Source organism: Acidobacteriota bacterium, assembly GCA_039028635.1.
Classification (GTDB): Bacteria; Acidobacteriota; Thermoanaerobaculia; order Multivoradales; family JBCCEF01; genus JBCCEF01.
In genome coordinates this window covers 1-11,901 of the sequence record JBCCHV010000060.1, presented here as the reverse complement: position 1 = coordinate 11,901, position 11,901 = coordinate 1, and the positions used below count along the sequence as shown (strand labels likewise).

Genomic DNA, 11,901 nt, shown 5'->3' with positions numbered 1-11,901 from the left:
GCGGCTTCTTCAGCGCCTGCTGTTTATTTTCAGGGGGGCTAAAGGCGCCTCCCTCAAGCGCGCGCGCATGTCGCGCGCCTTCACCCCCGTCCTCGGCGGCTCAGCCGCCGCCTCGCCCCTCGGGCTCGGGAGCTCTTGAGGACCAAAGATGCTCCGAGTCAAGAGTTTTTCAGCAAACTGCTTCCGGGCCCGAGAGGGCTCGGCGGCTCAGCCGCCGCCGCGACGGGAGAGGAGGCCCAAGAACCATGCTTCTTAGGCCGGAGCGGGACGCGCAGTCAGGGGCGCTCAGCCCGGGACGCGCAGTCAGGGGCGCGTAGCCCCTCTCGAAACAGACAGCTAGCAGGCCTGGAAAAGGACGCGAAGCGGCCTTTTTCAGCAGCCTGCTAGAGAACCGTATCGCTCCAGGCCAGCGTGGTTCCGGACTCGAAGCCGTCGACGAAGATGCGCACCGCGTCCTCTTCGAAGTCGAACACCGTGTCGGTGCCGTCAACGCCGACGGTGAGTCCGTCGGCGGCGCCGAAGAAGGCCGGGGCCCAGGGGCCACCGGCCTTGAGCAGCAGCACTCCGAGTATGGGTCCGGCCTGGATGCCCGCGTCCGGGAAGGCCGAGAGGACCTCCGCCGTGGTGCATGGAGACGAGATCGGACAGGTGCCGTTGCCCGGGGCTCCGCTCGACCACCAGGAGCCGGCGAGGCTGTCCCATTCTTGCCAGGTGTTGTCGAGAATCGCCGTCGGCGTGTTGCTGGGCTCGAACACCAGGCGTCCTTGCCAACTGCCGTCGCCATCGGTGAGGTCGTAGTCGACGTTGAGCTGCAGGCTGATGGCGACGCTCGAGCTGCCGGAGCTGCGATAGGTCCAGTAGGTCAAGGTGGTGAGCTGGTCGAGACGGGTGCCGGCGAAGCGGTTGGTGCCCAGGATGAGCCGGCCGGTGCCGTCGATGGCGAAGGCGGCGCTGCCATTGCCCATCGGTGGGGTGTCCGGGCCGGGGCCGAAGCTACCGAGACCGGCGGGAATTTCTTCGAAGAAGGCCCAGGACGGACTGTTCTCGTCGACGATCTCAGCGCTGGCGGCGGAGGCCAGCAGGGCGAGGGCGAGGAGCGGAGCGCCCAGCCAGTTGGAGAATCTCATTTTCTTCCCATCCTTCCCTAGGAGTTGCATTGCCACGATGAGTATCGGATTCGATTCTAGCCCGATCTTCTCACTCGATCTCCGCTGCACGGCCGTATGTCGCTGAACCTGCTGCGTTATTCGCCGGTTGCGCTCCTCGCAGAATTTCCGTACGACCAGTTCGCGGTGCCGGCGGATGCTCCATCTTCTGCCACCTGTGGCCCCTCGCCAAGGGCTCTGGTGAGGGCTGGCCCAAGTTCACAAGATGGCGCCCATGAAAAAGCCCCCTCCGGAGAGGGGGCTCGAAGCGAGCCCGGCAAAGCTTTGCCGAGCCGCTCAGTCGGAAACTAGCCGCACCGCGCGACCTTGTCGCTGCAGCAGTCGCCGAAGAAGGCGCAGAAGCGATCACACCAGCAGCCGCCCGGCGCCTGACCGCCGCAGTTGCCCAAGCACGAGTTCGGGCCGCCGCCGCCGCCACCGCCGTAGAGGTCGTTGATGGCGGCGTTGTCGTCGGCCGCGGTGGTCGCCGGGCCGTTGTTGCACGCCGACACCGAGGGGAACATGGTGGCGCCGCTGACGTTGGTGTGGGCAATGCCGAGGCCGTGGCCGATCTCGTGCACCATCACACCTTCGATGTAGAACTCGCCGCTGCAGCCGGAGCCACCCGGATCCTCGCCTTGGGAGGTCCAGCTATAGGCGGTGTTGGTGACGATGTCGGCATCGTTGATGGTGCCGCCGGTGAAGAAGCCTGTGAAGTTAGCCGCCAGGCAGGTGCCGGTGCAGGCACCGATCGGGTCGCGGAAGTTGAGCATCGGCACGTTGTCGCCGAGGCTGAAGCTGGCCACCGAGCCGATCGTGGCGTTGATCACGGTGCCGGCGCCGGCGCCGTTCCAGGCGGCGCTCGAGACGATGGCGTTGCGGGTGCGGGTGGTGCCGCCGTTGCCGTCGTTGACGGAGCTCAGGCCGCGGTTGTCGACGATGTAGTTAGGCGTGCTGCTCCAGCTCCGACGCGGGCTGAGCAGAACATAGGCCGAAGCGGCGGTCGCGACCACCAGGCTGACGAGAGCGACCGCGATGATGAGACGAGAGTGCTTTTTCATCGTTTTGCCTTCCCTGGATCAGTGGTGGTTATTTCCGGTCTGCCCGGAGGTTGCGAACCTGCTGCCGAAGGTCGTCGAGGGAATCGAAGTGCGGCGCCAGGGCGAGATCACCGGTCAGCGACAGGAGGGAACCGCCACCGTCGGCGGTAGAAACGGCCTTCTCGACACCGTCCTGTTCGACGATGCGGAAGTGGCCTTGCTGATAGGCCATTACCCGGCTTGCCTCGTTGAGGTTGTCGGGGTTCTCGAGGAAGACCACCAGACGCTCACCGACCTCGAACTTCGGAAAGCCGTGGGCCTCCACCGTGTAGCCGTCGACCTCACCGCCGAAGGTGCGCACGCGGACCCAGCTCTCGGCTTTGCCGGCGAGCGTGTCTTCGACCTGGATCAGCGCCTCGGTGACGATGACGCGACCGGTCTCGTCCCAGAAGGACTCGGTCTCGGTGACCTTGCCTTGAACGATCTGGTCGGACTTGTTGACCAGGTCCTTGGTGTCGATGGCGACGAAGGTGGATGCGGCGGCGGGGATGGTGCTGAAAATCACCGCGGCGGCGAGCATCAGGAGCAGAATTCCATGCTTCCTCATGGAGCCTCCTTCCCTTGCGGGAGTCGAGTGGTTGATGCCTTCTCATAAAAAAACGACACGACCAGACCTGGTTCCAGGTGAGACGAATCCACCTCGACCTCGGCCCCCACCGAGGGCGGAATCAACGTCTGTGTAACCAATGTCTGGTGATTGAAAATAAAACCAGAATGACATTCGAAAGTCAAAATATGTTTATGGATCTCCCTATTTACCGACTTCCCGGGGTCGGTGCGGTGACCCTTCCGAACTCTGTCGGGGGATCTCTAAATAACTGTTTAAAAAGACTTTAGAGTTCGGTCGCGGTGGCGATGGTCAGGGTCTCAGGAGGGTATGTGGGTAGGAGTCCTGAGGGACTCTTGGGTCCTTCGACATCAGAGACGTCGAGAATGTCCGAGGGCCCCACCCCTGGCCGGGACCTCGGCTTGCCAATGAGGCGAACCCCTTCTTGTCGCTCTCGGCGGAGTGGTCGGACCTCCGAGGGCAGCGACTACGGGACCGAGGCGCTCCAGGCGGTGGTGTTGCCCGACTCGAAGCCGTCGGCAAACAGCACATCTCCGGCCCACGTACAGCCGGCGCCGTTGTGAATGCAGCTGATCCGGCTGGCTCCACCGACCACCAGATAGAGCTCACCTCGGCGGTCCTCGGCGAAGCCGTAACCGGCGCCGAAACCGTTGGCCCAGCAGGAGGCGGCGATGGTGGCCGGGTTGCTCGGGTCGAGGGTGGTGGTCTTCCACACTTGGCCGCAGGCGGAGTCGCCGTAGAAGTAGTCGCCGAAGAGGCTCGGCACCTCGCTGCCACGATAGCGATAGCCCCCCATGATGGCGCCCCAACCGCCGTTGTAGTGGCACAGGACGGGGTCCCAGAGCTGACCGCTGGGGCGGGGGAACTGACAGGTGGTGCCACCGTCCGCGAGACAGCCGGCGGTCGAGCAGCCGGACTCGTCATTGCCGGCCGTCTCACAGCCCTCGCGGCACACCCAGCCGAAGTTGACCGGTGCCGGCGTGGCGGCCGCCTGCAGATTGATCTCTTCCCACTTGTTCTGTCCGACGTCGCCGATATAGAGGTCGCCGGTCAGCCGATCGAAGCTGAAGCGGAAGGGGTTGCGCAGGCCGTAGGCCCAGACTTCGTCACAGGCCGGCTCCTGGCCCGAGAAGGGGTTGGTCGAAGGCACCGTGTAATTGGTGGCGCCGACGCCGCAGTCATCGGGAGCGGTGGCGCTGCCGTCGATGCCGCGGACATCGATGCGCAGCATCTTGCCGGCCAGGGTGTCGAGGCGCTGACCGTCACCGCCGGTACCCTGATTGCTGTCGCAACCGCCGCCGCCGTCGCCGGTCGAGATGTAGAGAAAACCGTCCGGACCAAAGGCCAGCCAGCCGCCGTTGTGGTTGCCCGCCGGATGATCGATGACCAGGATGGTTTGGGCCGAGGCAGGGTCGGCGACGTTGCGGTTGGTGGTCGAGCGGGTGTAGCGCTCGATGACAACATCACCGGCGGTGCCGGGACCCGAGTTGCGTCGCGTGTAGAAAACGTAGAAGTGTCCGTTGTCCGGGTACTCGGGGTCGACGGCGAGGGCGAGGAGACCACGTTCGCCGCCCGCCAGGACCGGACCGCCGGTGTCGTCCCGCAGATCGAGAAAGAAGGTCGATTCGATCCTCTGGCGCACGCCGTCCCACAGCAGGATGGCGCCTTCTTGGGTCGCGATGAGGCGCTTGCCACGGCCGTCGCCGGGATCCACGAAGGCGACCGGTAGCTGAGCGCCGGCAGGAAAGTCGCTCGGCGCCACCAGGGTCGAAATGGCGACCGGGGCCGGCGGTGTGCAGGTGGTGGCGCAGGATTCGTCGTAGCAGCTCGTCGCGCCTTCGCTGGGGGCAATCGGGGCCAGTCCGAAGACCAGGGCGGTGAGCAGGATGGCGGGTTGGCGAGTCGATCCCATGGCTTGCTCCTCTCGATCGGTCCAGGGAATGGCGGCAGGCGGATTCTAACGCTCGGGAAAATCCTCTCCTGGAGGCTGCTAAAGAATCCCCGTCCGCAGCCTGCTAGAGGTCGAAGCGCTGGGCCTGCCGGGCGCGTTCCGCCTCGGCCTCGTAGTCGGCGCCTTTGACCGCCGACTCGAGGGCGTCCGAAACCGGCAGGACCATCGGGACCGGTTGCCAGCGGAAGGTCTCGCCGGTGTCCCGGTAGCGCACGCGGCCTTCGGACACGGCGCGGGTGGCGGCGGCGAGGGGAAGAGAGGCCAGGAGGTCGTCGAGGGCGCGGAACTGGCCCTCGGCGGCCGGGTCGACGAAGCGCAGGACCCGGCGGGACTGGCTGGCGGTGTGGAAGTGGGAGGGCACGAAGAGCAGGCCGTCGAGCTGCAGTCGGTCGCAGACCAGCACCAGAAGGGCGACGACATCGCGCAGCATGCCGAGGCCGGGATGGGCTTGGCCCGGCAGGCGAGGTTGGCGGTCCGAAAAGGCGCGTCGCGGGTTCTGCAGTAGCAGCCATTCGACGCGCAGCATCTCGAAACCGCGCAGGGTGCCCTTGTCGCGTCGCACGCGCAGCTCCATGAGGAGCTCGCGCTGGTGGCGCGAGCCGTAGACCCGCAGGGTCTCGCCACTGGCGTTGTCGAGGTCGAAGGCCAGGTTGGGGTGGCGATAGCCGAGCGCCCGCAGGCGATCGAAGATCCCGGCGCGCTCGAGGGCGAGCTCGACGCCGTGGGCCGAGTAGTAGTTCAGGAAGCGGTCCTTGCGGGTGGAGCCACCGAGGGCGCCGTAGATGTCCTCCTCGGTCAACCCCCAGTCTTCGCTACTACCGGGACCTTCGCCGGTGAGCTCGCTGGGGCGCAGGCGAGCCGCCAGGCGGCGGTAGCCGGCCAGGGTCATGGACTCCGTCGACGGCGGTTCGAGAACCTCGCCACCGAGCAGCCAGGAGACGGTGCGGGCGGTGTGACGCCAGGTGTCGCTACCGTAGCCACCGGCGAGGGCCATGACCAGCGGCACGCGGCCGGGAAGGGAGCCTCGATCCGGCTCCGCCTGGCCGATGAGGTCGATGACGAAACGATCCCGCTCGACCATCGCCTCCGCCGTGATCGTCCAGTCGCCGAGCTTGTCGTCCTCGGCCGGATCGGTGCCGGCGAGGAAGAACACCAGCTCCGGCCGCAGGCGTTCGGCGACCGGCGGCAGCTCGCGCCGCAGGGTCGTCAGATAGAGGTCGTCGCCCACGCCATCGCCGAGCTCGAGAACGGTGGCCTCGACGGCTTCTCGAGGGGTGCCGGTGAGGTTGTGGATCGAAAAGGTGTGGACGCTCGCGTCGTCGGCGAAGTGGGCGCGGGTGGCATCGCCGTCGTGCAGGTCGAGGTCGACCACCAGGATGGGGCCGGCAAAGCCTTGGCGGCGCTGATCGGCGATCGCGGCGGCGATGTCGTGAAAGACGCAGAAGCGCTCCGCCCGGTCGGCGAAGGCGTGGTGGAAGCCGCCGCCGAGATTGATCGCCGTGCCGCGGCTGGCGCGCGCCAGCCGGGTCGCCAACACCGTCCCGCCGGTCATCAACCGTTGTGCCGCCAGCAGCGCATCGTGCTCGCTGTCGCTGAGCCCGTAGCCCACCGCACGGGTGAGCGCGTCGCGGTGGTGGAGGGCATCGAGATAGGCCTCGTCGTGGACCCGCCGGAGTAGCTGGAGAGTCACCGGATGGGGCTCGTGGAGGGAGCTCTCGCGCAGCAGTCCTTGCTGTTCCAGGAACGCCAGCACGCGCTCACCCCGTCGCGGGTCGTGCAGGCCGGAGGCGAGGGTGAAGTAGTAGCCCGGGCCGTAGACCAGCTCGACGGGGCGCCGCTCGAGTACCTGGGAGAGCTTGCGCCAGCGCCGCCGGAGGGCGGTCGAGAAGCGCTCCAGGCGACTCACTGCATGCGCACCCAGGTGGCCCCCCAGCCGCCGGCCTCGGCGGGGGCGTCGCCGAACTCGATCACCCGTGGGTCGCGCTCGAGCAGAGTGCGGACGGTGCGGCGCTGCACGCCCATGCCGCGGCCGTGAATCAAGCGCAGCTCCCGCAAGCCCTGATCGTAGGCGGCGTCGAGGTAGTCGCGCACCAGATTCGGTACCTCCCGCGGTGGGAAGCTGTGGAGATCGAGTACGTCGGTGATCGCCAGCTCGATCGGCTCGAGGTCGTCCTGGGGAGTGTCTTCGGTCACGATGGCCGCAGAATATCGAAACCGGGTCCGCCAACGCTGGCCGAGTCCGTTACGATGCGCGCCATGAGAGATCGTCTCCGGGCGCCGCTGTGCCGCGTTTCCCTGCTGGTGGTCGTGGTGATGTTGCTGGGATGTCCACCGGCGGCGCCGGAGAAAGAGGCGACGTCGCTGCGCGGCCGGGTGACCTCGGTGGTCGACGGCGACAGCCTGCAGGTCGAGGTCGACGGGCTGGCGGTCGAGGTCCGGCTGTGGGGAGTCGATTGCCCCGAGGGCGGGCAGCCCGGTGGCGAGGAGGCGCGCTCCTTCGTCGAAGCGTCCTGGCTCGATCGGTGGGTCGAGATCGAGGTGGTCGGCATCGACCGCTACGGTCGCACCGTCGCCATCGTGCGCGGCGACTCGGGTGAAGAGCTCAACTCCGAGCTCCTGGCGGCGGGTTGGGCCTGGTGGTACCGACGCTACGCACCGCGGCGCGACGACTATCAAGCGATCGAAGCGGAGGCGCGCCAGGCTGGCCGCGGCTTGTGGTCTCAGGCGGGCGCTCTGCCGCCCTGGGAGTGGCGTGATCAGCAGCGCTGAGCGGGCTCGCCGCCGCTGGCGCCGGAGGGTGCCATGAGCTGGTGGTGGACCGGCTTCGTCGCCGGGGTCGCCCACGCCGCCCAGGGCCCCGATCACCTGGCGGCGGTGGCGCCGCTGGCGGCGGCTCGGGGGCGTCGCGGCGCCGCCCTGGGAGCCGTCTGGGGAGCCGGTCACGGGGTCGGGGTGGTTTTTCTGGGGCTCCTCGCTTGGCTTCTCAATGCCACTCTGGCGATCGCCTTCGACGTCGCCGTTCTGTCGCGCTGGGCCGAAGCTCTGGTCGGGGTCCTGTTGATCGTGATGGGAGTGCTGGCGGCCTGGCGCACGCGGCGCCCCGCCGGCAGCGTTGCCGCCGCCTCAATGGGCCGGGGTCTGCTGGCGGCCTTCGCCGTCGGCTGGGTTCACGGAGTCGCGGGGCTGGCCCACCTGTGGGTCGTGCTGCCGTCCGTCGCCGGATCGCAGCGGCAGGCGCTGGGATATCTCGCCACCTATCTCGTCGGCGCCATCGTGGCGATGGCCGTCTTCGGCTGGCTGGTGGGCCGTCTCGGGGGGCGAGGCGGCGAACGCACCCTGCGGCGGGTGCTGCTGGTGACGGCGATCGCCGCCATTGCCGTCGGTGTCTATTGGCTGGCGGCGAGCTTTGGTTTCGAGATTTTCTGAGGAATCCCGTCAGCGCGCTTCGCCGGCGCTTTCCGGCGACTCGGACAGCGCGATCTCGGCCGGTCGCTCCTCCTGCGGCGCCGGTGGGTCGTCCGTCGGCCGGATCTCGGGTCCGAGGAGGACCGCGAACCAGCGCGTCGAAGGCTTGGCTTCCATGGCGATCTTGATGGTCAGGGTGAGGGGAGCCGACAGCAGCATGCCGAGGGGACCGAGCACCCAACCCCAGAACAGTAGCGAGAGGAAGACCACCAGGGTGGACAGCCCGAGGCGCTTGCCCATCACCCGCGGCTCGATGAGGTTGCCGACGGTCAGGTTGACGACGATGTAGCCCAGGGCGAGCACCACCGCCGAGGCGAGGCCGAGCTGGATGAAGGCCAGCAGGACCGCCGGGATGGCGGCGATGATCGAGCCGATGTTGGGGACATAGTTGAGCAGGAAAGCGGTCAGGCCCCAGAGGAGAGCGAAATCGACTCCCACCAGGGCGGCCCAGGTGGCCACCGCGGCGCCGGTGAAGAGACTGGTGGCGGTCTTGATGCTGAGGTAGTGCTTGAGGTCGTCGGCGGCGCGATTGAAGTAGAGCTGAGTGCCGGCGGAGCCGCCGAAGGCGGCTTGGATCTTGGCCGGGAAGCCGGACGCTTCGAGCAGCAGGAAGAGCACCGTGAAGAAGATCAGGAAAGCGTTGCCGAGCACGCCGCTGAGGGCCGCCAGCATGCCCGAAACCAGGTTCATCACCGCTCCGGGCTCGACGCTCTCGAAGAGCTCCTGCAGGGAAAGGCGCTGGCCGAGGTCGCCGGACATCGACATCAGCTCTTCCTGCAGGCGTTCGGTGTAGATCGGGATCCGGCTGGTGAACTCGTTGATCGTTCGTCCGATGAACACCGCGACGGCCACCACGCCGGCCATGATCGCCACCACCACCAGCACGACGGCGGTCCAGTTGGGCACGCCGTGGCGGCGCAGCCAGGCGACCGGAGAGGCTGCGATCACCGCCAGGAAGACGGAGAGTAGGAAGGGAACCAGGAGCGCCTGGGCCCATTGCAAGGTCTGGGCGAGCACCGCGAGGGCGGCGGCAACCAGCAGGGCTCGAAAGCCGCGGGACGAGGCGAAAGGATCGTTCATCATCGTGGGCTACCGGTCGAGTCCGGTAGCGTTGGCTTCAACTATAACCAAAACAGAGCTTTGCGCCTTCCCGGGAGCGGGTTGAGAAGGGCTGGCGGTCGTCCCCTACCCGGGTCCGAAGAGCTGGAAACCGGCCCAGTAGAAGGGATGCTGGCGGCTGGGTTGGGTCTGGCCGGTGAGGAAGTCGCGCTGCGCCCGGCGGAGGGCCTCCACCGGCGAGGCGCCGGCTTCGAGGGCGCTGTAGAAGTGATCCATCAGGTCCGCCGTCGAGCCGTCGGCCACCGGCCACTGGGTGGCGAGGACGGAGCGGGCACCGGCGAAGTGGAAGGCGCGGGTCAGGCCGATGGTGCCGTCGCCGTCGACCGCCCGGCCGCCGCCCGAGTCGCACGCCGACAGCACCACCAGATCACTCTCGAGGCGCATCTCCTCGAACACCTCCCAGGCCTGCAGCAGGCCGTTGTCGCCGTTCCGGCCCGGAGCCAGGGCGAGGTAGGAGTCGAGGGGAAAGCGATGATCGATGCGGGCGTGGCAGGCGAAGTGAAGCCAGTTGGCGGTCGTTGGCAAGGCCTTGGCGGCAGGTTCCGAGGCGTGCCGACCGGTGAGAACCGTAGTGCCGGGGAAGCGGCGCGCCAGGCCGCGGGCTTCGCGCCGCGCGGCCGGTAGCGGTGGCCGCGGGCGACCGTCGATGGTCGTGCTGGTCGGGTCGGCGAAGGCGACGACACGGTTCGCAGGGCGCGCAGGGCGCGCCGCGAGCTCGGCGAGGACGGTGGCCGAGACCACCTGCTGCAGCCCCCAGGACTCGATGGCGTAGTGACCGTCGGCGGTGAGCAGGGCGGCGAAGGGCAGGCGATGGAGCGGTCCGTCGGCGATCACCAACAGACGATCGGCGTCGGCGAGGCGCTCCTGCCAGACCGAGAAGAGCTCGCTCCAAAGGTCCTGGGCGAGCTGCCGCCGGGCCGCCTCGTCGCTGTCGCGATGGTGGTTGAGAAGCTGAAAGCGCTCCACCCTTTGGCCGAGCTGGTGGCGGGGGATCGGCGAGCGCTCGGCCGCGAGCTCGGCGTCGGCGCCGAGGGTGAAGGAGATCAGCTCGTCGTCGCGCACCACGAAGGAGACCAGCAAGGTGCCCGCCGGCAGCAGGCCGACGAGCGCATCGGGGGCGATCGCTCGCCCTGCTTCGAGGTGGCGCAGGCGGTCATCCTGTTGCCAGACGGCGCGGTCGATCTCGGCGCGCTGGCGCTGGAGCTCGCGCAGGCCGTCGAGGTGTTGCGCCAGCAACGCCGGATCACTGCTCGATGCGAGGTTGGCGAGAGCCGCCTGGGCGGCATCGTAGGCGCGGGCGTTCTCCTGCCGCTGGCGGCGCAGAGGTTCCGGCAATGCCTTGCCGAAGGTGAGCTCGCGGCTGGCGAGGAGGGCCAACAATCCCTGGGCGCGGTAGCGCTCCGAGATGCGGAAGGCGGCCGCCGTCTCGCCGCCGTCGAGGAGCAGGGCGATGAGATCTTTATAGATCTTGGCGTAGCGGTCGGTGAACAGGGCGAGGGCCTCGTGGGGACCGCCGAGGCGCTGGCGCTGGGCTTCGAGCGCCTCGACCGCTTCGATGAGCAGGCGGCGAGCCTGTGCCGGATCGCCGCGCTGCTGGCGCACCCGGGCGAGGGCATGGAGGGCCCGGGCGAGGTCGCCCGTCGCCGGTTGAATGCGCCGCCGGATGGTGATCTCGCGGCGAAATCGCTCTTCGGCCGCGGCCGGGTTGCCGCGGGCCAGCTCCAGCCGGCCCGCCGTGTAGTGGACCAGGGCGTGGTCGAAGCCCTGCGGTAGGCGCTGGCGAACGGTCGTTTCGGCGCGTGCCAGGTACTCTTCGGCGGCGGCGAATCGATCCTGCTCGGTGGCGACCCGGGCGAGGCCGGTGAGCACCTCCGCTTCGGCGTCGGAGCCGGGACGCCGCTCGGCGATCACTTCGATCGCCTGCTCGAGCTGCCGGCGGGCGCCTTCGAAGTTCTCACGCTCGATCTGCAGCGACGCCAGATTGAAGCGCGCCACGGCTTCGCCGTAGGTCTTGCGATCCGGTCGCTGGCGCAGCGTCAGGGCGCGCTGCAGCAGGTCCTCGGCGGTGGCGAGGTCGCCACGGCTGTGAGCCACCAGGGCGAGGTTCTGGACCACCCAAGCCAGATAGACGCGCTGGCTCGGGTCCGATTGAAAGATTTCGCGCGCCCTGAGGTAGCGCTTCTCCGCCACTGCGAGGTCGCCGCGCCGCCAGTCGAGGATGCCGAGCTCCATGGTGGCGATGCCGACGTCGCGGTCCCGGACGCCGAGTCGGTCGTAGAGCTCGAGGGCTTCGCCGAGAAGCCGGCGGGCCGCTTCCTGGTCGGCTCGCCGTGCCGCCACCTGGCCGAGAAAATTGAGCGCGCGGGCGGCGAGGGCACTGTCCGCCGGTGCGAGTCGGTGGGCTTCTTCGAGGGCCTGGCGGGCTTCGTCGAGGTGGGTGGCGCGGAGCTGCACCACACCGAACAGGATACGCGCCATCGCTTCCCCGGTCGGGTCGTCGAGCCGCCGGCTGATCTCGGCGGCTTCACCGTAGCGGCGGATGGCGTCGTCGAG

At 68.2% G+C, this 11,901-nt stretch carries 10 protein-coding genes; 2 read left to right on the top strand and 8 right to left on the bottom strand.

Annotated features, from left to right (window positions below; translation table 11 throughout):
- Positions 1 to 383 precede the first annotated feature (383 nt).
- The 6 genes from AAF604_20160 to AAF604_20135 form a co-directional block, all read right to left on the bottom strand.
- A complete protein-coding gene (locus AAF604_20160; GenBank protein ID MEM7051993.1) occupies positions 384 to 1,127 on the bottom strand; it encodes a hypothetical protein in 744 nt (247 codons plus the stop codon).
- A gap of 326 nt (positions 1,128 to 1,453) precedes the next feature.
- Positions 1,454 to 2,206, bottom strand: a complete 753-nt coding sequence (locus AAF604_20155) for a matrixin family metalloprotease (protein MEM7051992.1) — start codon at positions 2,204 to 2,206, stop codon at positions 1,454 to 1,456.
- A 28-nt stretch (positions 2,207 to 2,234) separates the two neighbouring features.
- A complete protein-coding gene (locus AAF604_20150; GenBank protein ID MEM7051991.1) occupies positions 2,235 to 2,792 on the bottom strand; it encodes a hypothetical protein in 558 nt (185 codons plus the stop codon).
- Between the two features lie 487 nt (positions 2,793 to 3,279).
- Entirely contained in the window at positions 3,280 to 4,725 is a 1,446-nt protein-coding gene (locus AAF604_20145) for a PQQ-dependent sugar dehydrogenase (GenBank protein ID MEM7051990.1), read from the bottom strand.
- A 103-nt stretch (positions 4,726 to 4,828) separates the two neighbouring features.
- Entirely contained in the window at positions 4,829 to 6,670 is a 1,842-nt protein-coding gene (locus AAF604_20140) for a histone deacetylase (protein ID MEM7051989.1), read from the bottom strand.
- Positions 6,667 to 6,957: a Smr/MutS family protein gene (locus tag AAF604_20135; protein MEM7051988.1), complete on the bottom strand. Its 291-nt coding sequence runs from the start codon at positions 6,955 to 6,957 to the stop codon at positions 6,667 to 6,669. The genes AAF604_20140 and AAF604_20135 overlap by 4 nt, the downstream gene beginning before the upstream one ends.
- Before the next feature lie 63 nt (positions 6,958 to 7,020).
- Between AAF604_20135 and AAF604_20130 the strand changes: the two genes are divergently transcribed.
- Positions 7,021 to 7,533: a thermonuclease family protein gene (locus AAF604_20130; GenBank protein ID MEM7051987.1), complete on the top strand. Its 513-nt coding sequence runs from the start codon at positions 7,021 to 7,023 to the stop codon at positions 7,531 to 7,533.
- Positions 7,534 to 7,566: 33 nt separating this feature from the next.
- On the top strand, positions 7,567 to 8,190 hold the full coding sequence (locus AAF604_20125) for a hypothetical protein (GenBank protein ID MEM7051986.1): 624 nt from the start codon (positions 7,567 to 7,569) through the stop codon (positions 8,188 to 8,190).
- A gap of 9 nt (positions 8,191 to 8,199) precedes the next feature.
- Here the strand turns inward: AAF604_20125 and AAF604_20120 are convergent, their stop codons facing one another.
- Together AAF604_20120 and AAF604_20115 are read right to left on the bottom strand one after the other, a co-directional pair.
- Positions 8,200 to 9,312, bottom strand: a complete 1,113-nt coding sequence (locus AAF604_20120; GenBank protein ID MEM7051985.1) for an AI-2E family transporter — start codon at positions 9,310 to 9,312, stop codon at positions 8,200 to 8,202.
- A 102-nt stretch (positions 9,313 to 9,414) separates the two neighbouring features.
- A partial coding sequence (locus AAF604_20115) for a CHAT domain-containing protein (GenBank protein ID MEM7051984.1) occupies positions 9,415 to 11,901 on the bottom strand: 2,487 nt, incomplete at its 5' end.